Genomic DNA, 25765 nt, shown 5'->3' with positions numbered 1-25765 from the left:
CCAAACGCATAATGAGTTCATCGCAAGGTACTAATTTGAAGGATCAATCCGCAATTCTTCCACCGGCATGGCTTGGTATTTTGGGTGGCGGTCAATTGGGGCGGATGTTTGTGCACGAGGCGCAATCGCTAGGCTATAAGGTTTGTGTTTTGGATCCAGACCCTTTGAGTCCGGGAGGCGCTGTTGCGGAGAAGCATCTTTGCGCCAATTACGATGATGCAACCGCATTGCATGAAATGGCAGCACTTTGTGCGACCATTAGTACTGAGTTTGAGAACGTTCCCGCCAAGACCCTGGATTATTTTGAAGCACAAGGGATCTTTGTGGCACCGCGCGGTGCTTGTGTTTCCATCGCACAAGACCGAATTGTGGAAAAGCAGTTTTTGGAACAATGCCAAGGCCTCTCCGGGATTGGTCCAGCTCCTTATGCAGTGATTCGTTCAGAAGGTGATCTTGCCCAGCTACCCGATCATTTATTTCCAGGGATCTTAAAGACCGCGCGCTTGGGTTATGACGGCAAGGGACAGGTCACTGTTCATCAACGTAATGATTTAGCTAAGGCTTGGCAGGATTTAGGTCGTGTGGCTTGCGTACTTGAAAAACGGATGCCGCTGGCATTTGAAGTTTCAGCATTGGTAGTGCGCGGTCATGACGGGCAATGCGTTGCGTATCCGATCTCGGAGAACGTACATCGAAATGGGATTTTGCATACCAGTACCGTTCCATCCCCATCTCTTCCAGCGAGCTTAGTACCTAAAATCATTCGTGCCAGTCAGTTGATTGCAGAAGAAATGGGCTATGTCGGCGTTTTGTGTGTGGAGTACTTTGTGTTGAATGATCAAACCGTGATCGTTAATGAGATTGCGCCAAGGCCCCATAACTCAGGGCATTACACCATGGACGCTTGTGTAACCAGTCAATTTGAGCAACAAGTAAGAGCCATGGCACGCCTGCCCTTAGGAGATGTGCGTCTGCTGACCAATGTCTCTATGCTCAATATTTTGGGTGATGCATGGTTTAGTTCTGGGATAACTCAAGAACCCCCCTGGAATCAAGTGTTGGATCATCCTAGTGCTAAATTGCATCTGTATGGCAAAGCTAGCCCCAAGCTTGGGCGCAAAATGGGCCATATCAATTGTTTGGGCCATACCATTGAGGAAGCAAAGCGGGCCTGTGCTGAGGTTGCCAAGCATTTAGGGATTGATCCTTAAATTTGGGAATGACCAAGCTGAATTCGTCCTTAATCGATTGTGCTCTTGATGCAATTCGGACTGGGAAGCTTGTAGCCATTCCCACCGAGACCGTATATGGTTTGGGTGCTGATGCGAGTAATCGTGATGCAATCCAAAAAATTTACCAACTCAAGGGAAGGCCTACCGATCATCCCTTGATTGTTCATGTTCAGGCACCATCAAGTAGCAGCAAAGATCTTGAACAAGAGTGGCTGACCATCTTAAGCCCCTGGACTCGGCACATCCCGGAGAGCGCACTGATTTTGATCAAGCACTTTTGGCCAGGACCTTTAACGTTGGTCTTTGAAAAAAGTAAATCGGTTTTGGATTCTGTCACTGGAGGACAGGCCACCGTGGCGATTCGTTCACCGGCTCATCCATTGACCCAAGAGATATTGCAACGTTTTGGGGGCGGTATTGCCGCACCATCTGCTAATCGTTATGGGCGTATCTCACCGACCTCAGCGGCCGACGTTGAGGCTGAGTTTCCAAATAATCCAGATCTATTGATTTTAGATGGCGGGTCTTGTGAGCATGGAATTGAGTCAACCATTTTGGATGTCTCTGGCGAAGGGTCACCCAAATTACTTCGCCCAGGATCAATTAGCCCATCCATGATTAAAGCAAGCACCAGAATTGATGTGGTGAGTGGTGGAGGTGGAGTAAGCCAGCCCCGAGTATCAGGTACCCATCTTGCTCACTACGCACCCCATACCCCTCTGTATTTATATTCAGTTTCTGATCTAGCATTGCAACTCGATTCCTTGATTCGGCAAGCGCCTGAAGCTAAATTTGCTGTGCTTGTTTGGGAACAAGAGCATTCACAGCATGAGGCTCTACTCAAAGCCTATTTGAACAATCTGACTTTCATAGCACTTGCGATGGATCCCGCATTAGTTGCAAAGCAACTCTATCGCCTCTTAAGAGATCTTGATCAAGGCCAATACCAAGCCATTTTTATCCCAAGCCCTCCAAAGACCGAGGCGTGGGATGCGGTACGCGATCGGCTTCAGCGCGCATCTTTTGGATCTGGACCGTCCTCTAGCAACCACGTGAGCAGTTGATCATGCACCTCTTGGCCTCGATTAGCTTTGGGGTCATTGATGAACGAGGTCACTGCATAGATCCGACCTGATTTACTGTAGACATAACCCGAGATCGTACGAACATTGTTTAGAGAGCCTGTTTTGATGCGGGCCTCTGGTTTTTTCTTGAGGTGTAAAAATTTACGTAGTTGAGTAATCAAGCGGTTTCGCATGGTTCCCTCGGATCCAGCGGCCGGCAAGGTAGCGGCAAAGGTCTCGGCAATCGGCAAGTTTTGAGCCGAAATCAAGAGGCTATTCAGATTGCGTGCAGAGATTGCTTCGTTACGGGATAGGCCTGAACCATTCTCAATCACGAGTTCCGGAAAATCCAATCCGCGCTGATTTAGCCAAGCTTGCACCACACCTTTTGCTGATTCAATATCAGCAGGCTTACCAATTTTTTCAAGGGCGAGGGTCAAAAAAACCTGTCGGGCCATTACATTGTTTGAGAACTTATTAATGTCCTCGGCAGCATCTAAAAGACTTAAACCTTCAATGCTCAATAGAGGGCGGGCATATACAGGAACTGATCCTGCTTGACCGCGAGGTGGGCGAACCCAAAGCCCCCCGGCCTCTTCCCACGCCGCAGTAAATCCTAGGGTCAGAAAGGTATCGGGATCGAACTTGACCACATTGAATGTAACGCCCCGACAGTTCTGAGGTAGTTCGCCGGTAAAAATAGCTTGCCACTGGATTGCGGATTTATTCTTTACTTGAGAGTTTGCCATCTCCAATGGGTTGGGAACCATTTCAAGGCGGAGATTACGCTTTGCCCCATCGCATGGAGCCGAGCTCATCAAAATGTCATTTTGGACCGTGAGCCGGGCTAACTTTGGGGTATAACTGATCTGAAAGCCGTCACCATTTTTATTCGGATTAATCTGAAAAGAGAGGGTGCGAAAGGCATACAACAAAGGATCAGGTGGAACGTTATAGGCGCGTAAGGTTTCACCATCAATCGTGACCTCTTCCATCACTTGCTTGGCATACGCGCTTCGGTCAAAAACCAAATTGCCATCAATGCGTTGGATACCAAGGGCACGCAATTGTTTTGTTAGGCGATCAAGCTCCTCTGGGATCCATTTGGGATCACCATGACCCACAAAATAGATGTTACCTTTTAAGGTCCCATTTTTGATCGCACCATCGGTGAAGAGTTCGGTTTTCCATCGGTACTTTGGCCCCAAAACATCAAGGGCAACCAAGGTGGTGAGTAATTTAATCGTGGAGGCTGGATTCATGGCAACTTCATCACGCCAACGAATAATCGAAGGTGAGCTAAGCTTTGGATTGGCTGCCGATGGAATTTCACTAACCGCAATGCTGATCGAATCTTTCGGAATGCCACTACGTTTAATCGCCTGTTCAACGCTAGTGGGAAGGGTAGATTGGGCCGCAGCATCATGACCAAGAAAAGGGGCGAAGCAGAAAAGTGCTAGTACTAACCCTAGATTTCGAGTTAAAAAAATACAACTTAGCCCACTAAAGTTCATAAATCCCATTATTTTTTTACTTTGTCTAAAAGTATTTACAGATTTTCTACATATCTTTGCTAGGATAAACGTGGAGATCCAGTTTAGCCAATTCATGGCAATCCGCTTCTCGACAAATAACACCCAATTAAAGGAAATAGATCATGACAAAAGCAGATTTAGTGGATGTGATTGCAGATGGAGCGGATTTAAGTAAAACCAAAGCGGAGGAGGTCCTTAATTTAGCTCTCGATGCGATCAAGGCGAGCGTTGCCAAGGGTAACACGATGCAATTGGTGGGCTTTGGAAGCTTTTCCTTGGGATCACGCGCAGCCAGAATGGGGCGTAACCCAAAGACCGGTGAGGCGATTAAAATTGCAGCCTCTAAGACAGTCAAATTTTCTGCTGGCAAGTCCTTTAAAGACGCCGTGAATAAGCGCTAGCTCTAATGCTAAAAGACCTAGATGAACGGATGAGCTTGTTTGGATTAATGAGGAGTGTTGATCTGTTTGTCTAGGCGATGATTGCTAGCAATAAGACTTTCTTGGAAGGATTGCTGCAGTATCGTCAGATCAGCCTCTGATTTTTCCAAATGAACGCATTGGACATAGAGTAATTGATCTTCGCTCAGCAATGCCCCCCCTTTGATTTTATGAATCAAGCTCATTAGTGAGCTACGATCAATCTTCTCTTTGAGGATCTCCAGTGTTTCGAGTTGAACTTTATAAACCTCCTCCAGAATCAAGTTATTCATCGGTAGAGATTGGTCTGATGGGTTAGTGGGCGCTCTTGTGGGGCGCAGATGCAAATGCTTTAATAATTCAGATTCAAGGCATTCTAGGCGGACAGGTTTAATCAGAACACCATTCATTCCTGATTGCATCAGCTTGTCCTGCAAAGTCTGAGCATAGATATCCGCTGTAATGCCAATAATCACAATATCGTGATAACCCATCGATCGAATCGAGCGAGCCAAATCCGTACCATGCATTCCAGGCATTGAGTGATCGGTAAGAATCATGTCATAGGAATCCTTATGCAAATATTCAAGTGCTTCGTCACCATTGGTGCACTGATCAACTTGAATGCCAAGGGTTTGCAATTGCAAGTAAAGGATTTGTCGGCTAGCCGGATGATCCTCAACAATCAGTGCACGACGATTTTTAAGCAAAGGGTGGCCTGGTGAATTCAGAGAGCGCTGCACATTCTCAATTGGGTGACAGGTTCTAGAAAATGCGACGACAAAATGAATACTCGTTCCCAAACTGGGTGCACTTTCTATGATCAATTGGCTTTGCATCAATCCAATCAGATGATTGGTAATACTTAGTCCAAGGCCAGTGCTTGAGCCTGACTCGTTATTCGTTGATAGATGGGAACGAATTTGCTCGAAGGGCATCTGCATCCGCTCAATGTCCTGTTTAGCCATTCCAATGCCTTGGTCAATCACCCGAAACTCCAATAATTGGCCTGCATGGTCATTAGCCAATATCCGAACCTCAAAAAACACAAGACCTTGCTCGGTAAATTTAATGGCATTACTCAGGAGATTGTGAAGAATTTGACGGATACGTAAGGGATCGAGCAGTAATACATCGGCAATATTTGGATCAATAAAGCTGGCTAGATGAAGCCCTTTATTCTTGGCATACCCAAAGAAGGTTTGATTAATTTCGGAAAGAATTTTCTTTAAATCAACTGGTTCATGCTCAACGGTAAATTTGCCCGCTTCAATTTTTGCCATATCAAGCACTTGATTGAGCATTCCTAATAATGAAGCCGCCGACGTGTGGGCACTTTGCAGTAAATCGCGTTGATGTTGATTTAATGAACTATTTTTCAGTAACAGTTCCTGAGCGCCGATGACTGCATTCATTGGTGTGCGGATTTCATGGCTAACAGTGGCTAAGAATGCGGATTTAGCATCATTGGCATCTTTTGCTTCTTGAGCAATGCTTAATAAGTCGGACTCTGTTCGGAATTGCCTCTTACGTTGCCAAATATGGTGGCCAACCAGAAACGCTATCAATACAAAGGAGCTGGCGATGCCAAACCAGAGCCAATTTGCTAGAGATCTTGATCGATCGAACGCTAAAGATGGAAGCGCTAATAGCTCACCCATGAAAAACGGATCCGCTTCATGTAATGATTTTTGAACAATCGAGTGCAGGATGCGAGCTTGGTCTGCAATCAGCCATCGATAGGCAAATGGCTTATGGCCTAAAGGCCGAATTTGCATGTCTTGAAGATTGGGTTGTTCGCTAAGATGCATTGCCAAGCGTAGCGGCATCACCGCAAAGTGCGCCTCTCCAGCTAACAGCTGTTGAGCGATCAATTCTGGTGAATTGATGAGGCGCGCTTCTTTTATTGGCTCTGAGAAGTCATAACCACGATCAAAAAAGATGGTCTTTTCAATCTTGGGATTTAATGAGGATGTGATATTGGCTTGCGTTGCCATCATCACATCGTGTCCCCAAAAGATCGGTTCTGTGAGCCGTCCAGGAATCGCTGATTCCAGTTTTCTATTGGGATCAATCACAAGGCTTACTTCGCCATTACGAATTTGATGAATGCCAACGTCATCAGAACTACGCCACTTTGGTGAAAATTCGATGCCCGAACAATCTTTTAACTTTGATAGTAGTTTGGGATAAATGCCGCTATCCCAGTAGGGGCGATACTTTTCATGAATACTAAATTGAACGATCGGGTGGGCTTTGATCCATTCTTGCTCTGCTTGAGTAAATTGAGGAAAGCCTCCTTGGGCGTGAGCGCATTGGAAGCAAAGCGCGATGCTTAGACCGAATACCCACCCTAATAAAGAATGCATCGCGCTACGCCCCAATTCTAGCCCTCAATGATGTGGTTATTGCGGCAAAAGAGAACTAGATCAGCGATATTGGAGATCCCTAACTTATCAAATAGACGATGCTTGTAGGTTGCAACCGTTTTGCTGCTGATATTGAGATGGTCCGATATCTCTGCATTGGATTTCCCTTTGCCAAGGTATTTCATGACTTGTAATTCTCGGTCAGAAATAGACGCCATCTTCTCACTATCGGATAGGGCTGCATGGCCATTACGCCCTGTTGAAAAGAAGGTATAGCCTTGTGAAACGGCAACGCAAGCTGCCAGAATAATATTGGCGCTAGCTGTTTTGTTCACAAAGCCATGCGCACCCAAAGAGCGTACTCGTCCTCCGTACACCTGCTCGTCGAGGCTTGATAGGATTAGGATACGAATATTGGGGTAAGAGATCCCAATCTTGCGGATAACATCAAAGCCATCGGTTTTGGGCATATCCAAATCCAGAATCACAATATCGGGTTGGACATTTTTTAAAACACTGAGGCACTCTTCGCCACTTTGGGCTTGGGCCACCACCTCAAACGGCACTTGGTTTAGCAGCATGGACTTCAATGCCATCAACATGGCGGGATGATCATCAATCAACATCACTTTATTACGCATTACAGGTCTCCTTGTGGTTAAAGTTATTTTGATGTTTGAATAGAAAAAAGTGCTTTGCCAATGCGACTATCTTGAATATGAATAATTTGATGTCGATTGACAGGTGAGAGCATGAGGCTGCCATAGCAATAATCGATAGCAAGTTGATAGGCAAGTTCGTTATCACGGACAAAGGTCACGTTACTGAAGTAGGTTTTGCAGGACCACTTCTTAAATAAGTGGATTTGGTCAATCAGTTGGGCGCCAGTTGACGAGTTCGTCTCGCGGATGTGCGATGCATCGAAATGAACAGCCTCAAATTGAAATTGGCTAATTAATTTGATGGTATTAGGATTTCCATCAAACTGAAGAGCATGAAATAACACTCCCAAGCGTCTTAGCTTTGTGATGGCAGAAATTAATTCGTTATCGATATCCTGATGATGTGTAAAGCCAATATTAATCAGGCCAATGGGCAGCCTTGAATTTAGAATCAGATCGCACAGTCCATCAATGCATGATGCAATCTTTAGGTCAGATACATTGATTGGCAGAATGAGGGGGATGATGCGATTACTGCATTGCCAATAATGAATCGCATCAATTCCTTCCATGCAGAGGCGCAAAACCTCGGATGATCTGGCTGTTAATAGGGGCCGAAATAAAACCCCCTTTAGGGCGCTTCCCGAGCGATTGAAGATGGGTTCAAAATCAATTCCCCGATACGCGAATTCATCAACGGAGTTTCTTGGAAGACGATCAGTAAATTGTTCTTGGTCTTTCGGGCTTTCCCAATACGGCTGTTCAATGTCACGTAGTTCACGGAAGGGCTTGTTCTTCCATGCCATCACCAAGTTATAAAGCCGTGATTTAGGGCTCATGCTTTTCTCCAATCGAATATCAACGAGTCTATGCATGCCAACTGTTTTAAGTAAGGGCATAAAGATGATTTATGTGTAAGAAATTTCCTACGGCTGCCCGATGATGGAATGCATCATCCAAAACCCATATTGGGGCTAAGGGAGCGGGCTCTTGAAAACAGCGAATGAAGACCTATATAATCAGCACTCACTACACGAGAGTGCTAATAATGATTATAAATTATTTCATTTTATTGAAAATATTTATATAAATCATATATTTAGCGCAATGTGCAGAGATCATGAGGCAGCATATTTTATTAGTTAATACTTACTAACATAGGAGAGGGAATGAATTTACGTCCTTTACACGATCGCGTGATTATTAAGCGCTTAGATCAAGAAACAAAAACCGCCTCTGGAATCGTGATTCCAGATAACGCAGCAGAAAAGCCCGATCAGGGCGAAGTATTGGCCGTTGGCCCCGGCAAGCGGGATGACAGTGGCAAGTTAAATGCCCCCGATGTCAAAGTTGGTGATCGCGTTCTATTTGGAAAGTATGCAGGTCAGACCGTAAAAGTTGATGGCGACGAGCTTCTTGTCATGCGCGAAGAAGACATCATGGCCGTTGTTCAGAAGTAATTAGGCAACTAGAAAGGAATCTAATCATGGCAGCAAAAGATGTAGTGTTTGGCGATAACGCCCGCGTCAAGATGGTTGAGGGTGTCAACATCCTCGCAAATGCAGTCAAAGTAACCCTTGGACCTAAAGGTCGTAATGTAGTGATCGAGCGCTCATTTGGCGGTCCGACCATTACCAAAGACGGTGTTTCAGTAGCTAAAGAGATTGAGCTCAAAGACAAGCTCCAGAACATGGGCGCTCAGATGGTTAAGGAAGTTGCTTCCAAGACCGCTGACATCGCAGGTGACGGTACAACAACCGCAACCGTACTGGCTCAGTCGATCGTTCGTGAAGGTATGAAGTATGTGGTTGCTGGACATAATCCAATGGATCTCAAGCGTGGTATCGATAAGGCGGTAACCGCTGCGATTGAAGAGCTCAAAAAAATCAGCAAGCCTTGCACTACCACCAAAGAAATTGCACAAGTTGGTTCGATTTCAGCCAACAGCGACGAGAGCATTGGCAATCGTATCGCTGAAGCGATGGAAAAGGTCGGCAAAGAGGGTGTGATTACCGTTGAAGATGGCAAGTCTCTTGAAGACGAGTTAGAAGTAGTGGAGGGTATGCAGTTTGACCGTGGCTACTTGTCCCCATACTTCATTAATCAGCCTGAGAAGCAAACCGCAGTATTGGAGAGCCCTTACATTCTCTTGTTTGATAAGAAGATCAGCAATATCCGTGATCTCTTGCCAGTTCTCGAGCAAGTTGCTAAGTCGGGTCGTCCATTGATGATTGTCGCTGAAGATGTTGAAGGCGAAGCCTTGGCAACCTTAGTAGTGAACAACATTCGTGGCATCCTAAAGACCTGCGCTGTGAAGGCTCCTGGCTTTGGTGATCGTCGTAAAGCGATGTTGGAAGACATTGCAATTTTGACCGGCGGCCAAGTAATTGCTGAGGAAGTTGGCCTGACCCTCGAGAAGACCACTCTTGAGCATCTTGGACAAGCCAAGCGTGTTGAGATTGGCAAAGAGAACACCACCATTATTGATGGTGCAGGCGATGCGAAATCGATCGAAGCTCGTGTTAAGAACATTCGGGTACAGATCGACGAAGCCACCAGCGACTATGACCGCGAGAAATTACAAGAGCGCGTTGCTAAATTGGCAGGCGGTGTTGCTGTGATCCGCGTCGGTGCCGCAACCGAAGTCGAAATGAAAGAGAAGAAAGCGCGTGTTGATGATGCATTACATGCAACTCGTGCAGCCGTTGAAGAGGGTATTGTTCCTGGCGGCGGCGTTGCACTGATCCGTGCGAAGCAGGGCATTGCTGGTCTCAAGGGTGACAATCCTGATCAAAATGCTGGCATTAGCATCGTATTGCGTGCGATGGAAGAGCCACTACGCATCATCGTTTCCAATGCGGGTGATGAAGCTAGCGTAGTGGTGAATTCAGTTGCAGCTGGTAAAGGTAATCATGGCTACAACGCTGCTACGGGCGAGTATGGTGACTTAGTTGCTCAAGGTGTGATTGACCCAACCAAGGTAACTAAAACCGCGTTAGTAAACGCTGCATCCGTTGCTGCACTATTGCTGACCACTGACTGCGCAATTGCAGAGTCTCCAAAAGAGGAAGCTGCTGGCGGCGGTATGCCAGGCGGTATGGGTGGTATGGGTGGTATGGGCGGTATGGACGGAATGATGTAATTAAGACTTCGGTCCAAAACAAAGGGCAGCCTAGGCTGCCCTTTTTATTGTCTACTGCTTTGATCAATCTACCGCTTTGACCATATCCTCCACGACCTTCTTGGCATCACCAAAGACCATCATGGTTTTGTCCATGTAGAAGAGCTCGTTGTCGAGGCCGGCGTAGCCAGCCGCCATCGAGCGCTTGTTGACGATGATGGTTTTGGCTTTGAACGCCTCCAAAATTGGCATACCAAAGATCGGGCTGCCGGGCGTGCGTGCTGCAGGATTGACCACGTCATTGGCACCCAAAACGAGAACCACGTCAGCTTGTCCAAAATCGCTGTTAATGTCTTCCATCTCAAAAACTTGATCGTAAGGAACTTCCGCCTCTGCTAAGAGAACGTTCATATGTCCTGGCATGCGACCAGCAACGGGATGGATAGCGTACTTAACAGTTACGCCATGATGAATTAACTTCTCGGTGAGCTCTTTAAGGGCATGCTGAGCACGCGCTACCGCAAGACCATAACCCGGAACGATAATTACTGTATCCGCGTTAGTCATTAAGAAGGCAGCATCCTCTGCAGAACCAGTTTTGTAGTTCTTGGGACCGCCATCGTCGCCACCTGCAGCAGCTTCAGCACCAAAACCCCCGAGCAAAACAGCGGTAATCGAGCGATTCATGGCCTTACACATAATGTAGGACAGAATCGCACCCGAGGATCCAACGCAAGCACCCGCAATGATTAACACAGGATTATTGAGGGTAAAGCCGATACCAGCTGCCGCCCAACCAGAATAGCTGTTGAGCATCGATACCACCACCGGCATATCAGCGCCACCAATCGGAATAATCAAGGTGATACCGAGCACTAGGGCAATTGCACACATGATCAAGAATGCGGCGTGACTATCGGTGAGGAAGTATGCAACGCCAGCAGCGACCATCAAGATCGCCATGATCAAGTTGAGCAAATGCTGCCCCGAAAAACTGACTGGTTTACCGCTGACCTTGCCAGAGAGTTTTCCAAAGGCAATAACGGATGCCGTGAAGGTAATCGCACCAATAAAGGCACCAATAAATAACTCAATTTTCTGAGCGCCACTATGGGCTTGGGCGGGATTAAAGACTGCGGCAATCGCAATTAATACCGCTGATAAACCCACGAAGGAGTGCATTAAAGCGACCAGCTCGGGCATCTTGGTCATTTGCACGCGCTGTGCTGCAATTGAGCCAATGATGGCACCCGCGATGATTGCTCCCCCAATTAACCAATATACCGGCTTAAAGCTTGGGATGAGGAAGGTTGTAACAACCGCAAGTGCCATCCCAACCATGCCATAGACATTACCCTGGCGCGAGGTGGTTGGGGACGAGAGTCCTTTGAGTGCCAAAATAAATAGCACGGACGAAACAAGATAAGAAATGGCTGTGAAGTTTGACATGATGTGCTCTCTTATTGGTTGCCAGCCGATTCGTTCTTCGGAGCTTTTTTCTTGAACATCTCAAGCATTCGCCGAGTGACCATAAAACCACCAAAGATATTGATGGATGCTAGGAAAATAGCTAGCGCTCCAATCAAGCTTGTTAGGGTGATTTCATCACCATTGATGACTTCCGTTTGCAACATCGCGCCCACAATGATGATCCCTGAAATGGCATTCGTCACCGACATCAGCGGGGTATGCAAAGCAGGTGTTACATTCCATACCACGTGGTAGCCAACAAAAATAGCCAACACAAAAACCGTGATGTTTTGGACGGTTAATAGACTTTGAATAGCAGCAGCATCCATTTTGGTTCCCTCAATAATTAATTAGTGCGAATGGCTTGGCCATCACGGCACATCAAGCAGGCGGCAACAATATCGTCATCGGCTGCGGCAGGAATGGCAAGTTGCCCTTCCTTATTAATGATGAGCTTCATGAAATCAAGCAAGTTTCTGGCATAGAGGGCTGAGGCATCCGCAGCCACCATGCTTGGTAAATTGGTGTAGCCAACAATCTTAACGCCGTTGTGATTGATCACTTGGTCCGCACGAGTCAGCGGGCAGTTTCCTGAGCCGTTCTCGCCACGACCAGCGGCGATATCGATCACCACCGAGCCAGCTTTCATCTTCTCAACGGTATCGGCATGTAAGAGAACAGGGGGTTTACGCCCAGGAATCAAGGCGGTGGTAATCACAATATCAGCTTGAGCTGCACGCTCAGCCACCAGAGCCGCTTGGCGCTTCATCCATGCCTCTGGCATGGGACGGGCATAACCACCAACCCCTTGAGCAATCTCGCGTTCCTCATCGGTTTCATAGGGCACATCCACAAATTTGGCACCAAGGGACTCAATTTGCTCTTTGGCAGCAGGACGGACATCAGAGGCTTCAATCACTGAACCTAGGCGCTTAGCGGTCGCAATGGCCTGCAAACCGGCAACTCCAGCACCCAAGATTAGGATGCGGGCAGCTTTTACGGTTCCCGCAGCGGTCATCAGCATGGGCATAAAGCGCTGATACTCATTCGCGGCCAACATCACGGCCTTATAACCAGCAATATTGGCTTGGGAGGATAGGACGTCCATGCTTTGGGCGCGGGTAGTCCGAGGAGCGGCTTCGAGGGCAAAGGCAGTGATTCCCTGAGCAGCCATGGCAGAAATTCCTGCATTATCAAAGGGATCGAGCATGCCAAGCAGGACGGATCCCGCCTTGATCTGCTTTAGCTCATCGGCCTGGGGCGCACGAACCTTAAGAACAATCTCGCAGGCAAATGCATCGGCTGCAGAGCCAATACTGGCCCCAACGGCCTCATAGGCACTATCGGGAAGGCTGGCGCCAACCCCTGCACCTGATTGAATAATGACTTGATGACCCTGGCTAATTAGCTTTTTAACGGTCTCAGCGGTCGCGGCAACCCGGGTCTCTCCGGGTCTAGTTTCCAGCGGCACTCCAATGCGCATGGCGTATCTCCAAAAGCAAGAATTTTTAAAAAAGGAACCATTTTAATAAATTAGCCATGCCTTGTGAGCTAGCCCGCCCAGTCTCCTGTATATCCCTTTGGCCAGAGCTTGACCGAGACTTTTACAATATGAGCTTGAAACAATATCCGTATTTTCGCACTTTTTAATGGTTACCCCTAATATTTGTCGTTTTCATCGATGACCGCCCCTAATTCTTCAAAAATTACGAACTCTGGTAAGCCAAAGGTGGTGGTGGGCATGTCGGGAGGCGTTGACTCCTCGGTGGCCGCCTGGTTACTCAAACAACAGGGCTACGAGGTGGTTGGTCTTTTCATGAAAAACTGGGAAGACGACGATCAGGATGAGTATTGTTCCGCACGGCAAGATTGGATTGATGTTGTATCTGTTGCTGATCTCTTGGGGATCGATGTTGAAGCCGTGAACTTTGCCCAAGAGTATCGTGAACGTGTGTTTGCTGATTTTTTGAGAGAGTACGCAGCAGGTCGAACACCAAATCCGGATGTGCTTTGCAACGCCGAGATTAAATTCAAGGCATTTTTGGATCACGCGATGCATTTGGGGGCCGACTTGATTGCTACTGGGCACTATGCCAGAGTCGAGTGCCATGCAGATCGTGTGCAGTTATTGAAAGCCCGGGATCTCACAAAAGACCAGAGTTACTTCTTGTATCGCTTAACGCAAGCCCAATTATCCAAAGTGCTATTCCCACTTGGCGACATTACTAAAAAAGAGGTTCGCGAGATCGCTGCAGATTTGGGTTTACCCAACGCTCGTAAGAAAGATTCAACGGGGATTTGTTTTATTGGCGAGCGCCCATTTCGAGAATTCTTAAATCGCTATTTACCAAGAACCCCAGGCCCGATCCTGAGTGTCGATGGCAAGCAATTGGGAGAGCATATGGGCTTAGCATTCTTTACATTGGGGCAGCGCAAAGGAATCGGTTTGGGTGGAAGCCAAGATGGAACCGGTGATGCTTGGTATGTGGCCCGCAAAGACCTTGTGAGCAACACACTTTATGTCGCACAAGGCCACGATCATCCCTGGCTACTCAGCGAAACCTTAGCTGCGATGGACGCCTCATGGATCGCGGGCCATGAACCGCCGCTAGGTCAATACAGCGCAAAAACCCGTTATCGCCAAGAGGACGCGCTCTGCGCAATCACTGCGGAGCAGGGCGACTCCTTTGAGTTGCAATTCGAGGCGGCTCAGTGGGCGGTCACGCCAGGTCAGTCCGCCGTTCTCTATCAAGGAGATGTTTGCTTGGGCGGCGGAATTATCGTTCGCTAAGGATTATTGTGCCGGTGGAACGGTTTGCTTAAACGAGGCGCGATTCGATAGTTGTGCAAAATGCGTCGCAAGGTTTGGGTATTGAGTTTTCCAGTTAAGCTCAGGAAAGCGTAATTCAAACCAACCAAGCGCACATCCCAAGGCAATGTCGGCAAGGCTAAATTGATTACCATGGCACCATTTTGAGTGACCTAAACTCTTTGACATAGTCTCCATGCCCTGATGCACTTTATGCATTTGACGCTCAAGCCACTTCTCGCTTTGCTCGCCATCATTGCGAAAGGTTTTTTCTAGGCGCGCCAGTATACCGGCATCAATTACGCCATCGGCTAAGGCTTCCCAGGTTTTAACCGCAGCACGTTCCCGACCGGTGGCGGGAATAAGCTTGCCCACTGGGCTTAAGGTGTCAATGTATTCAGCAATCACCCGCGAATCAAACATGGCGCCGCCATCATCCATCAGCAGGCACGGAATCTTGCTTAAAGGATTAAATTCTGCAATGGTGGTCTCTGAGTTCCATACATTCTCAAGGACCAGTTCGGCATCAATCTTTTTTTCCGCCATGACGATGCGTACTTTGCGAACAAAAGGGCTAGTTAGGGATCCAATAATTTTCATAAGGGCGCAGTATAGCAATCTATGAGGTCAGCCATAAACCCATTAAAATCAGGTTTTGATCACTTTGTAACGAGAACCCCTTGTCCACCCTATCTTCATTAACAGCACTATCACCACTCGATGGCCGGTATGCAAAAAAACTCGATGCCCTGCGTCCTTGGCTATCTGAAGCAGCTTTCATGCAACAACGGGTGGTGGTCGAGATCCAATGGCTTTTGGCCCTGAGCGAGGCAAAGTTAGCCAATATTCCAAAGATAGATGCGGCTGATGAGGCTTTTCTCTTAAAACTAGCCAGTGATTTTTCAGAAGCGGATGCCCAGCGCATCAAAGATATCGAGGCGATTACCAACCACGATGTCAAGGCGGTTGAGTATTGGTTGAAAGAAAAAGTTGCGAAACGTCCAAAATTACTGAAGGCTAGCGAGTTCATCCACTTTGCATGCACTTCGGAAGATATTAACAACACCTCGCATGGCCTGATGTTGCGAGGCGCACGTGATCATGTATTGATTCCACAACTGCGTTTAATTTTGAAGGCCTTAAATGAGCTCGCGGTTCGGCATGCCACTATTCCAATGCTCTCTCGAACTCATGGTCAGCCAGCCTCACCAACCACCTTGGGTAAAGAAATTGCCAATATGGCAAAACGTCTAGAGCGAGCGATTCAAGCGATTGGTAGTGTCGCGCTACTTGGCAAGATGAATGGCGCGGTTGGTAACTACAACGCTCATCTAGCAGCGTATCCCGAGTTTGATTGGGAGCAGTTTGCTAGAGGGGTTGTCGAAAAGCGGCTTGGTTTGGAATTTAACCCCTATACGATTCAGATTGAGCCCCACGATGGTATGGCCGAGTTATTTGATGCAATTGCTCGTGCCAATACAATTTTGCTCGATATCGATCGTGATTTTTGGGCTTACATCTCGCTTGGCTACTTTAAGCAAAAAACCAAGGCAGGGGAGATTGGTTCTTCTACTATGCCGCACAAAGTCAATCCAATTGATTTTGAGAACTCTGAAGGTAACCTTGGGATTGCGAACGCACTTCTGCGTCATTTAGCTGAAAAACTTCCGATTTCACGCTGGCAGCGCGATCTTACTGACTCCACCGTTTTGCGTAATTTGGGCCCAGCATTTGGTCATAGCGTATTGGCGTATGACAGCGCTCTACGCGGTCTTTCTAAATTAGAGGTCAATGTTGCGGCGATTGCATCGGATTTGGATGATTGCTGGGAAGTTCTCGCTGAGCCCATCCAAACGGTTATGCGCCGTTATGGGATTGAGAACCCGTATGAGCAATTAAAGGATTTAACCCGAGGCAAGGCGATTACACGCGATGTGCTGCAGCGTTTTATTAAGACCCTTGCGATTCCTGAGCTAGAAAAGAAGCGTTTGCTAAAAATGACCCCTGCTTCATACACGGGCAAGGCCGCAGAGTTGGCGTCGCGATTAAAGCCAAGTAAGCGTTGAGTCGATCCAATCGCCCGGCTGCGCATTACCCCTTTGGCCTCTATTTTTTGTATGAGGCAATTTGGCATCTCTTAATACCCGTTGTTATCACTCGTCTGTTATGGCGCAGTCGTCACCATCGGGGTTATCGTCAGCATATTACTGAGCGCTTTGGATTTTATGGGGCTAAGAAATTACAACCCCAGCCAGTATGGATTCATGCGGTCTCGGTTGGTGAAACGCATGCAACCCAAGCCTTAATCGAGACACTGCTCCATGAAGGCCACCCCATTCTTTTAACGCACATGACTCCGACGGGGCGTGAGGCGGGCAAAGCGCTCTATTGGAAGGCCATTCAACAGGGTCGACTCGCGCAAGTCTATTTACCCTACGATATTTGTTGGTCGATCGAGCGTTTTCTGAAGCATTTTCAGCCCCGACTGGGCCTTCTCATGGAAACCGAGGCATGGCCCGGTTTTGTATTGCGGGCGCGTCAACTAGGGATCCCCCTCTTTCTGATCAACGCGCGCCTATCCGAACGTAGCTTTAAGCGTGTACAGAGTTTTGGCAGAGCGGGCCAGACACTGTTTCAGTCGTTTGCAGGTATATTGGCCCAGTCATCCCATGATGCGAAGCGTTATCAAGCCCTTGGTGTTGAGAATGTCCAGATCGTTGGTAATATGAAGTTCGATATCGCCAGCCAACCCGAAACACTCGCCTTAGGAAAGCATTGGAAAAAAGCGGTTCAAGCTCAGGGGCGCCTTGTGGTTTGCGCAGCCAGTACCCGAGCCGGTGAAGAAGCAATCATTCTGGATGCCTGGAGGCAAATTCTGAAGAACAGCACTTGGTCCCATCCGCCGTTGCTGATTATGGTGCCACGCCATCCAGATCGCTTCTCTGAGGTTGCTGATCTTATTTACCAATCGGGATTAGTCTTTGAGCGCCGCTCTAGCTTTAGTGATCCACGCTCCAGTGAAGAAATGGACCCATCCTTACATTGGTCAAAGATTGACGTTCTGCTTGGAGACTCCATGGGTGAGATGGCGGCTTACTATGGCGCTAGTGATTTTGTAGTGATGGGCGGTAGTCTTTTGCCAACCGGTGGACAAAATTTAATTGAAGCGTGTGCAAACGCTTGCCCAGTGATTTTGGGGCCGCATACCTATAATTTTCAGAAGGCTAGTGAGGACGCCATTGCTTGCGGCGCTGCCATCAGAGTAACTGGGGATTCAGATTCAAAGCTGATGGATGCTTTGGCAAAGGCGATTGAAAATCTTCTACTAAATACGCTGGAGCGAAAAGAACGCTCAGAGCATGCACTCCAGTTTGCTGCGGAACATCAAGGCGCAACCCAGCGAATCTTAGAACAGCTTAGACCTGCGCTCCAAAGTTAGGATCATCAGGGCGATTGTTTTCATTCGGCTTACGATCGGCTTTGATAAGATCTTCGCGTTTAATACCAAGCCACATCGCAATAGCAGCAGCCACGAATACCGATGAATAAATTCCGAACAAGATGCCAATCGTAAGCGCAAGGGCAAAATAGAAAAGGGACGGCCCACCAAAAATTAGCATCGCAACCACCATCATCTCGGTACTGCCATGCGTGATGACGGTGCGGCTAATCGTACTGGTAATCGCGTTATCAATAATTTCGCGGGGGCTCATCTTGCGTTGCCGGCGAAAACTTTCACGGATCCGGTCAAAGATCACCACCGACTCGTTCACAGAGTAGCCAAGAACCGCCAATACAGCGGCCAGTACGGAGAGCGAAAACTCCCACTGAAAGAAGGCAAAGAATCCCAGAATGATCACCACATCATGCAAGTTCGCCAAAATGCCAGCCACAGCAAATTTCCACTCGAAGCGGAATGCGAGGTAAATCATGATGCCGATCACCACAAAGATGAGAGCTTTAATTCCGTCAATCGCTAGCTCTTTACCAACTTGAGGGCCCACGTATTCAACCCGCTGCAGCTTCGCCCCAGAATTATTCGCCTCGAGTACTTGCATGACCGCAGTGCTTTGCTGCGCGGATGGAATGATTTGACCGGTTAGATCTCTCTGCAGAGGCAAACGAATCATGACATCGCGCGAACTTCCAAAGTTCTGAATTTGGCTGTCGGTGTATCCAATTTTGGCAATCTGATCACGAATGGAGTCAAGGGGTGCAGTTTGTGGATAGGAAATCTCCATCACCGTACCGCCGGTAAATTCAATCGAGAGATGCAAGCCTTTTTGCCAAATAAAAAAGATCGCCGCTAAAAATGTAATAAACGAAAATGCATTGAGTAACAATGCATGGCGCATGAAGGGAATATCTTTGCGGATTCGGAAAAATTCCATGACTTATTTCCCTTGTGGCCGCCAGACTTGGCCAATCGAAATCGACTGCAACTTCTTCTGACGTCCGTACCAAAGATTGACGATACCGCGCGCAAAGAAGACGGCGGAGAACATCGAGGTCAAAATACCAAGGCAATGCACCACTGCAAAGCCTTTAATGGGACCTGAGCCAAAGGCAAGCAGGGCTAAACCAGCAATCAATGTGGTGATGTTAGAGTCCAAGATCGTGGCCCACGCCTTATCAAATCCGATGGCAATCGCCGTGTGGGGAGCCGCACCATTGCGTAGCTCTTCGCGAATCCGCTCATTGATGAGAACGTTGGAGTCAATTGCCATACCAATCGCCAATGCCATTGCCGCAATACCTGGCAGAGTAAGCGTGGCTTGTAGCATGGATAGCAAGGAAATTAAGAGAACTAAATTAACCCCAAGCGCAATGACTGAGAATGTGCCAAATAGCATGTAATAGGCAATCATGAAAATCGCGATTGCAGCAAAACCATAAATGAGAGAGGTGAATCCTTTCTCAATGTTCTCAAGACCTAGGCTCGGGCCAATGGTGCGTTCTTCAATAATTTCCATGGGGGCAGCCAAAGATCCTGCACGAAGTAATAGAGCAAGATCATTTGCGCTCTCAGTGGTGGGTTGCCCAGTAATCTGGAACTTCGAGCCAAACTCACTTTGAATCGTCGCAATGGTGAGTACCTCACCCTTACCCTTTTCAAACAGAATCATGCCCATGGGCTTACCAATGTTCTCACGCGTTACTTCTTGCATCACTCGTCCGCCAGCGGCATCCAGTGAGATGTTGACAGATGGGCGTTGGTTCTGATCAAAGCCAGCGCTCGCATCGGTAATGCGATCGCCTGTGAAGATCACCGATTTTTTGAAGACGCCTAGGCGATTCTCGCCAAATCGAAATACATCGGTACCAGGTGGCGGGGTTTCATTGAGACCAATCGTTGAAGCAACTGGATCTGCGAGGCGGGATTCAAGGGTTGCGGTACGACCAATAATATCTTTGGCGCGCGCAGTATCTTGAACGCCTGGAAGTTGCACCACGATGCGCTCGGCCCCTTGTTGTTGAATGACTGGCTCTTTGACGGCTAATTCATTGACGCGTTTATTGAGGGTAATGATGTTTTGTTTGACGGCATTTTCTTGAACTTCTTTCAGTGCGCTTGCCTTAAATCGTCCAACCAGTTTGGCGCCATCGGCTGCTTTTTCAAGAAGCCACTCTAGATCAGCTTGAGGGCCTGCTAGTACCGCGCGAGCAGCATCTGCTTCTGCAGTCGATCCAAAGCGAATCGTAATGGCGTCGCCTGCGCGCTCAATGCCTTGATGACGAATCCCTTTATCACGCAGTTGTCCACGAATATCAGTCGCCAAGGATGTCAGTTTCTTCTGGACTGCGCCTTGCATATCGACTTGCAATAAGAAATACACGCCACCACGGAGGTCCAGACCCAAAGGCATAGGAAGGGCATTGATTGAGCCAAGCCAATTGGGTGTATTGGAGAGAAGATTGAGCGCCACAATATAGTTGGGCTCTTTGGGATCCACATTGAGCTTTTGATTAATTAAATCCCGTGCTTTGAGTTGCGTATCGGTATTTTCAAAGCGAATCTTGATGCTACCAACATTGCCGGTACGCTCAAAGAATATCCCCGTATTCTGAATACTCGCTTCGTTCAGAAGTGTCTCAATCCGAGATTGGGTAGTGAGATCAACCTTAATCGTCGGTTTAGCTGCTGAGATTTGAACGGCAGGCGCCTCGCCAAAGATATTTGGTAAGGCATACAAAAAGCCAATGACGAGGGCTACCCCAATTACAAGGTATTTCCAGAGGGGGTAGCGATTCATAATGCTGGCTTAGTGGGCGCCAATACGACGCCCTGATTCATTAGACAGATTTAATAGTACCTTTGGGTAGAACGCTCGTTACCGCATTCTTTTGCATCTGGACTTCGGTACCTGGTACTAGCTCAAGGGTAACGTACTGATCTTTAACCGCAGTGACTTTCCCCAAAATACCACCAGCGGTAATGACTTCATCACCAGCTGCAAGTGCCTCGAGCATCGCTTTGGTCTCTTTCTGCCGCTTCATCTGTGGACGAATCATGATGAAATAAAGCACCACGAACATGAGGATTAAGGGAATAAAACTCATCAATCCACCAGCATCTCCGCCGGCAGCGGGTGCGCTTTGCGCAAAAGCATTGCTAATCAACATCTTGGAGCCTCCAATTAATTACGACACGTAAGCCGCAATTCTAAACCGACTGGCTGTCGACTGGGATTTTGAGGCTTCCCCTAAAGCCTTAGTCTTGGTGGGGCTCAATCCCGCGTTGGCGTTGGCGATGGAACTGAACTTTGAATTGCGAGAAAGCCCCCTCTTTGAGGGCAGAGCGAATGCCCTTCATGAGCTCGAGGTAGTAATGAAGATTATGGATCGTATTTAACTGAGCCCCGAGGATTTCATTGGCCTTTTGGAGGTGGTGGAGATATGAGCGGGTAAAGTGTCGGCAGGTATAGCAGGCACATTGCATATCAATCGGTCGATCATCGTCACGGTAGCCAGCATTGCGAAGTTTGAGATCCCCATGGCGGGTAAATAGCCATCCATTTCGGGCATTCCGTGTTGGCATCACGCAATCAAACATATCAATTCCCATGCTGACCCCAAGCACCAAATCTTCAGGGGTTCCAACCCCCATCAGGTAATGCGGTACATGCTTGGGTAGGCGCGGCCCGGTATGACTCAAGATGCGTTCAAATTCAGGCTTGGGTTCGCCAACGGAGAGTCCGCCAATCGCAATACCATCAAAGCCCTGATTGGCTACGCCGGCAAGCGATTCGTCCCGCAGCTTTTCATACATACCGCCCTGAACAATTCCAAATAGGGCATTACCGGTTTCCAATTCACGAAAGCGCTTGATCGAGCGCTCGCCCCACCGAAGTGACAGTTGCAAAGATTCGCTCGCAGATTTTTCGGAAGTAGGCTGTCCTTGAGTTTCATAGGGCGTGCACTCATCAAATTGCATCGCAATATCGCTATTAAGCGTTGCCTGTATCTCCATCGACACTTCGGGCGACATGAATAATTTATCGCCATTAATCGGTGAAGAGAAGGTGACGCCATCTTCCGTAATTTTGCGAAGGGCGCCCAAGCTAAATACCTGAAAGCCTCCTGAGTCAGTCAGGATCGGTTTATCCCAGCCCATAAATCGATGCAGACCACCATGTTTACGAACCACATCTAAACCAGGTCGCAGCCATAAGTGAAAGGTATTGCCCAAGATAATTTGAGCGTTCATTTCGTGCAGGTCACGAGGGGTAACGGCTTTCACAGTGCCATAGGTTCCTACTGGCATAAAAATAGGGGTTTCGACCTCCCCATGGGGTAGGCGTATTTTCCCAAGTCGCGCGTGGCTATCGGAGTCCTCTTGGATGCTGGTGAATTCGAGTGGGCTCATACCCGCATTGTCTCAGGTTCGCCTCAGAAACATGGCATCACCGTAGCTGAAGAATCGGTATTGCTCACGAATGGCGTGGGCATAAGCGTAGCGGATGGGATCGATTCCAGCAAATGCACTTACAAGCATTAGCAGAGTCGACTTTGGTAAATGGAAATTTGTAATTAATGCATCGACCACCCTGAACTCAAAGCCGGGCGTAATAAATAAATTCGTTTCGCCCTCGAGTTGGCCGGTGATGGCATAACTTTCCAGTGTGCGAATGCTCGTCGTACCGACAGCAATCACCTTGCCTTGATTTTGTTTGGTCCGCTCAATTGCCTCGATCGTATCTTTCGGGATCGAGTACCACTCATAGTGCATTTGATGGAGCGCCAAGTCTTCATGCCGAACCGGAGTAAATGTCCCCGCACCAACGTGCAAAGTAATGGCTGCTTGTTGTACCCCATGATCCCGTAGGCGTTTGAGTAGAGCCACATCAAAATGCAAGCCGGCAGTCGGTGCCGCAACCGCTCCGGGTTTTTGAGCCATCACCGTTTGGTATCGATTGGCATCTTCCTCATCGGGTGTGTGGCTAATGTAGGGAGGTAATGGGAGTTCACCATAGCTCTCTAATACAGACATTGCATTCTCAGGAAATACAATTTCGTAAAAATCACTATTGCCACCAATATTGACTCGACCATTCACTATGAGCGTTGGGGCGTCATCGGCCGCGATGGGGTCAGAATGGGCGCGAAGCCGGATTTTGCCTCCGGGTTTTGGAACCTTAGACGCACGAATCTGAGCAATCGCTTGATTGGGCCCCGTGATTCGTTCGATCAAAACCTCAACTTGCCCCCCCGTTTCCTTTTGGCCAAACACGCGTGCTGGAATGACTCGGGTGTCATTAAAAATGAGGAGATCGTTTGGACCAATTAATTGGACAATATCGGTAAATGAACGATCAATGCACTCAGGTCTCTCATCCGCAGTCTGCACCAGCTCCAAGAGCCGGCTGGCTGATCGTTGCGGCAGTGGGTGCTGAGCGATTAGCTCAGGCGGGAGGTCGTAGTTGAAGTCGGATAATTGCATGGCATTACTATCGGTGTTGGGATTCTAACCATGAGAGCCAAGTCCAACACAAAAGTACCCAAAACACCGAGCGGTGAGGGGTCTCCTAATAATCTACTCGAGAAAATGGGGCTAACTACGCCTGCCGCATTAGCTCTGCACCTACCGATTCGCTACGAGGATGAAACCGAGCTATGGGCGATTGACGAGGCCTGTGCATCGGCACTTCAAGGTCCGGTTCAAACCCAAGGGCGAGTGATTCGTAGTCAGGTTGTGTATCGACCCCGTCGCCAACTCTTGGTTACGATCGAGGACGATACAGGTAGCTTAAACCTTCGTTGGTTAAATTTTTACCCCAGTCAACAAAAGCAAATGGCAGTTGGGGTACATGTACGGGTTCGGGGTGATATTCGGGATGGCTATTTCGGTCCTGAGATAGTTCATCCGACAGTGCGTGTTGTATCTCCGGATGCACCGCTACCCAAAAGCCTAACCCCGGTGTACTCGGTGGTTGCGGGAGTGAGTCAGACCAAAATTCGGAAGGCAGTGCTTAATGCTTTGAAGGATTCCAGCTTGGAAGCGTGGTTGGTAGAAACAATTCCACAAAGTGCTTTAAGTCCTGCCGCACAAAGCGTGATGCAGTGGAGTCTGCGCGATTCCATCCATTATTTACATCAGCCACCGGTTGATGCCGATACTCAATCTATCATTGAACGAACCCATCCTGCTTGGCGTCGGGTGCAGCTAGAAGAGCTTCTTGCGCAACAAATATCTCTAAAGCAAGCGCATGCCAGTCGTAGAGCGCGCCCCGCACCGCCAAAACAATCGAACTCGCCAAAGGAATTAAAAAACCTCCCCTTGCAACTGATACGCGCTCTGGCATTTGAGCTGACCGATGCACAGCAACGAGTGTGGTCGGAGATTACTCGTGATTTGAAAGAGCCGTTTCCAATGAATCGTCTTTTACAAGGTGATGTTGGGAGTGGCAAAACCATTATTGCAGCTCTAGCCAGTGCACAGATGGTGGAGCGCTCGTTTCAGGCGGCCATCATGGCGCCTACGGAAATTTTGGCAGAACAGCATTACTGGAAATTTAAGGAGTGGTTTGAGCCGCTTGGCATTTGTGTGGTTTGGTTGTCAGGTGGCATGAAAGGGAAAGAAAAAAAACACGCACAAGAAATGATTGCATCGGGTACGGCTCAAATCATTGTGGGAACGCATGCCCTCATTCAAGATGCCGTTCAATTTGCTGCGCTGGGCTTGGCAGTGATTGATGAGCAACATCGTTTTGGGGTTCGTCAACGTCTAGAGATTACTCAACGCATTGGCTCAGAAACCTATTACTGCCACCAACTCATGATGTCCGCCACCCCGATCCCCCGAACCTTGGCAATGACCTATTACGCCGATCTCGATGTCTCGGTTATCGACGAGTTACCACCCGGACGACAAGCAATTACTACCAAATTAGTTAAAGACGGCAGACGCCAAGAGGTGATTGAAGGTTTGAAACAGTGGTTGCAAAAGGGCCTTCAGGCCTATTGGGTTTGCCCGCTGATTGAAGAGTCAGAGGCCTTGCAATTACAAACAGCAGTTGCCAGTCATGCGGAGTTATCTGAATATTTATCGGAATATAAGTTGGCTTTGATTCATGGGCGTCTCAAGGCAGATGAGAAGGCGGCCATTATGGCTGCCTTTAAAGCGGGCCAGATTGATGTATTGGTGGCAACTACCGTGATTGAGGTGGGCGTCGATGTTCCCAATGCCGCATTAATGGTGATCGAGCATGCTGAACGCTTTGGTTATGCCCAGATCCATCAATTGCGAGGTCGTGTTGGTAGGGGCTCCAATCAATCGGCCTGTATCTTGATGTATTCCGAGCCTCTATCATTAGCCGCCAAAGAGCGTTTACAGACCTTACGCGAGGTTTCGGATGGATTTGTGATTGCGGAGCGCGATCTTGCCTTGCGTGGCCCTGGCGAGCTTTTGGGAGCCAGGCAATCGGGTGAAGCCATGTTGCGCTTTGTCGATTTGCAGCGCGATGCCTGGTTAATTCAGGTTGCACAAGAGCTCGCCGAGCATTGGTTGCGTGCCTATCCAGAGCTTGTCGAGGCGCATCTGGGTCGCTGGCTGGGTTCGCGCACAGATTTTCTAAAGGCTTGAT

22 protein-coding genes are annotated in these 25765 nt (G+C 48.2%); 9 read left to right on the top strand and 13 right to left on the bottom strand.

The annotated features are described in order from the left end of the window. Nucleotides 1-11: 11 nt before the first annotated feature. Both AOC32_RS08325 and AOC32_RS08320 read left to right on the top strand, forming a co-directional pair. Nucleotides 12-1211 carry a 5-(carboxyamino)imidazole ribonucleotide synthase gene (locus tag AOC32_RS08325; RefSeq protein WP_108509013.1) on the top strand — a complete coding sequence of 400 codons (1200 nt, stop codon included), beginning with the start codon at nt 12-14 and terminating at the stop codon, nt 1209-1211. Between the two features lie 8 nt (nt 1212-1219). Next, entirely contained in the window at nt 1220-2296 is a 1077-nt protein-coding gene (locus tag AOC32_RS08320; protein WP_108509012.1) for an L-threonylcarbamoyladenylate synthase, read from the top strand. On the opposite strand, the gene dacB is transcribed toward AOC32_RS08320, so the two are convergent. Then, entirely contained in the window at nt 2242-3810 is a 1569-nt protein-coding gene (gene dacB / locus AOC32_RS08315; protein WP_108509011.1) for a D-alanyl-D-alanine carboxypeptidase/D-alanyl-D-alanine endopeptidase, read from the bottom strand. The two genes, AOC32_RS08320 and dacB, sit on opposite strands and share 55 nt — an antisense overlap. Before the next feature lie 143 nt (nt 3811-3953). Here dacB and AOC32_RS08310 point away from each other — a divergent pair, with 143 nt between their 5' ends. Next, nucleotides 3954-4232 (top strand): HU family DNA-binding protein, encoded by a 279-nt coding sequence (locus AOC32_RS08310; protein WP_108509010.1) that lies wholly within the window; start codon nt 3954-3956, stop codon nt 4230-4232. Between the two features lie 44 nt (nt 4233-4276). Here AOC32_RS08310 and AOC32_RS08305 read toward each other — a convergent pair whose 3' ends face one another. The 3 genes from AOC32_RS08305 to AOC32_RS08295 are packed head-to-tail and all read right to left on the bottom strand — an operon-like array spanning nt 4277 to nt 8120. Continuing rightward, nucleotides 4277-6619, bottom strand: a complete 2343-nt coding sequence (locus AOC32_RS08305) for a response regulator (protein ID WP_159074926.1) — start codon at nt 6617-6619, stop codon at nt 4277-4279. Nucleotides 6620-6636: 17 nt separating this feature from the next. Continuing rightward, the gene (locus tag AOC32_RS08300; protein ID WP_108509008.1) at nt 6637-7260 is read right to left on the bottom strand and encodes a response regulator transcription factor; all 624 of its coding nucleotides are present in this window, start codon (nt 7258-7260) and stop codon (nt 6637-6639) included. Nucleotides 7261-7283: 23 nt separating this feature from the next. Continuing rightward, nucleotides 7284-8120, bottom strand: a complete 837-nt coding sequence (locus AOC32_RS08295; RefSeq protein WP_159074925.1) for a diguanylate phosphodiesterase — start codon at nt 8118-8120, stop codon at nt 7284-7286. Between the two features lie 330 nt (nt 8121-8450). Between AOC32_RS08295 and groES the strand changes: the two genes are divergently transcribed. Both groES and groL read left to right on the top strand, forming a co-directional pair. Continuing rightward, entirely contained in the window at nt 8451-8741 is a 291-nt protein-coding gene (gene groES, locus AOC32_RS08290) for a co-chaperone GroES (RefSeq protein WP_108509006.1), read from the top strand. A 26-nt stretch (nt 8742-8767) separates the two neighbouring features. Beyond that, nucleotides 8768-10423, top strand: a complete 1656-nt coding sequence (gene groL, locus AOC32_RS08285) for a chaperonin GroEL (protein WP_108509005.1) — start codon at nt 8768-8770, stop codon at nt 10421-10423. 63 nt (nt 10424-10486) lie between these two features. Here the strand turns inward: groL and AOC32_RS08280 are convergent, their stop codons facing one another. The 3 genes from AOC32_RS08280 to AOC32_RS08270 are packed head-to-tail and all read right to left on the bottom strand — an operon-like array spanning nt 10487 to nt 13355. Beyond that, a complete protein-coding gene (locus tag AOC32_RS08280; RefSeq protein WP_108509004.1) occupies nt 10487-11851 on the bottom strand; it encodes an NAD(P)(+) transhydrogenase (Re/Si-specific) subunit beta in 1365 nt (454 codons plus the stop codon). Nucleotides 11852-11862: 11 nt separating this feature from the next. After that, on the bottom strand, nt 11863-12201 hold the full coding sequence (locus tag AOC32_RS08275; protein WP_108509003.1) for a proton-translocating transhydrogenase family protein: 339 nt from the start codon (nt 12199-12201) through the stop codon (nt 11863-11865). A gap of 17 nt (nt 12202-12218) precedes the next feature. Next, nucleotides 12219-13355 (bottom strand): Re/Si-specific NAD(P)(+) transhydrogenase subunit alpha, encoded by a 1137-nt coding sequence (locus AOC32_RS08270; RefSeq protein WP_108509002.1) that lies wholly within the window; start codon nt 13353-13355, stop codon nt 12219-12221. A gap of 198 nt (nt 13356-13553) precedes the next feature. On the opposite strand from AOC32_RS08270, the gene mnmA reads away from it, so the two are divergent. Then, on the top strand, nt 13554-14663 hold the full coding sequence (gene mnmA, locus AOC32_RS08265) for a tRNA 2-thiouridine(34) synthase MnmA (RefSeq protein WP_108509001.1): 1110 nt from the start codon (nt 13554-13556) through the stop codon (nt 14661-14663). 3 nt (nt 14664-14666) lie between these two features. Here mnmA and AOC32_RS08260 read toward each other — a convergent pair whose 3' ends face one another. After that, nucleotides 14667-15281 (bottom strand): glutathione S-transferase C-terminal domain-containing protein, encoded by a 615-nt coding sequence (locus AOC32_RS08260; RefSeq protein WP_108509000.1) that lies wholly within the window; start codon nt 15279-15281, stop codon nt 14667-14669. Between the two features lie 80 nt (nt 15282-15361). On the opposite strand from AOC32_RS08260, the gene purB reads away from it, so the two are divergent. Both purB and waaA read left to right on the top strand, forming a co-directional pair. Further along, nucleotides 15362-16747 (top strand): adenylosuccinate lyase, encoded by a 1386-nt coding sequence (gene purB, locus AOC32_RS08255; protein WP_108508999.1) that lies wholly within the window; start codon nt 15362-15364, stop codon nt 16745-16747. Beyond that, nucleotides 16744-18120, top strand: coding sequence for a lipid IV(A) 3-deoxy-D-manno-octulosonic acid transferase (gene waaA / locus AOC32_RS08250; RefSeq protein WP_108508998.1), 1377 nt, complete (start codon nt 16744-16746; stop codon nt 18118-18120). Before purB ends, waaA begins: the two co-directional genes overlap by 4 nt. Here waaA and secF read toward each other — a convergent pair. The 5 genes from secF to queA all read right to left on the bottom strand — a co-directional run bounded on the left by secF (nt 18098) and on the right by queA (nt 23622). Continuing rightward, complete coding sequence (gene secF, locus AOC32_RS08245) at nt 18098-19072, bottom strand: protein translocase subunit SecF (protein WP_108508997.1); 975 nt, start codon at nt 19070-19072, stop codon at nt 18098-18100. The genes waaA and secF overlap by 23 nt on opposite strands. Nucleotides 19073-19075: 3 nt before the next feature. Further along, nucleotides 19076-20935 (bottom strand): protein translocase subunit SecD, encoded by a 1860-nt coding sequence (gene secD / locus AOC32_RS08240; RefSeq protein ID WP_108508996.1) that lies wholly within the window; start codon nt 20933-20935, stop codon nt 19076-19078. A gap of 40 nt (nt 20936-20975) precedes the next feature. After that, the gene (gene yajC / locus AOC32_RS08235) at nt 20976-21305 is read right to left on the bottom strand and encodes a preprotein translocase subunit YajC (RefSeq protein ID WP_108508995.1); all 330 of its coding nucleotides are present in this window, start codon (nt 21303-21305) and stop codon (nt 20976-20978) included. A gap of 88 nt (nt 21306-21393) precedes the next feature. Beyond that, the gene (gene tgt / locus AOC32_RS08230) at nt 21394-22548 is read right to left on the bottom strand and encodes a tRNA guanosine(34) transglycosylase Tgt (protein WP_108508994.1); all 1155 of its coding nucleotides are present in this window, start codon (nt 22546-22548) and stop codon (nt 21394-21396) included. Between the two features lie 12 nt (nt 22549-22560). Next, nucleotides 22561-23622: a tRNA preQ1(34) S-adenosylmethionine ribosyltransferase-isomerase QueA gene (queA, locus tag AOC32_RS08225; RefSeq protein ID WP_108508993.1), complete on the bottom strand. Its 1062-nt coding sequence runs from the start codon at nt 23620-23622 to the stop codon at nt 22561-22563. Nucleotides 23623-23652: 30 nt separating this feature from the next. Here queA and recG point away from each other — a divergent pair, with 30 nt between their 5' ends. Continuing rightward, on the top strand, nt 23653-25764 hold the full coding sequence (gene recG, locus AOC32_RS08220) for an ATP-dependent DNA helicase RecG (RefSeq protein ID WP_108509402.1): 2112 nt from the start codon (nt 23653-23655) through the stop codon (nt 25762-25764). Nucleotide 25765: the final 1 nt, after the last annotated feature.

The organism is Polynucleobacter acidiphobus (assembly GCF_003065385.1).
In the GTDB taxonomy this organism is placed as follows: Bacteria; Pseudomonadota; Gammaproteobacteria; order Burkholderiales; family Burkholderiaceae; genus Polynucleobacter; species Polynucleobacter acidiphobus.
This window is presented reverse-complemented; position numbering and strand designations above follow the sequence as displayed.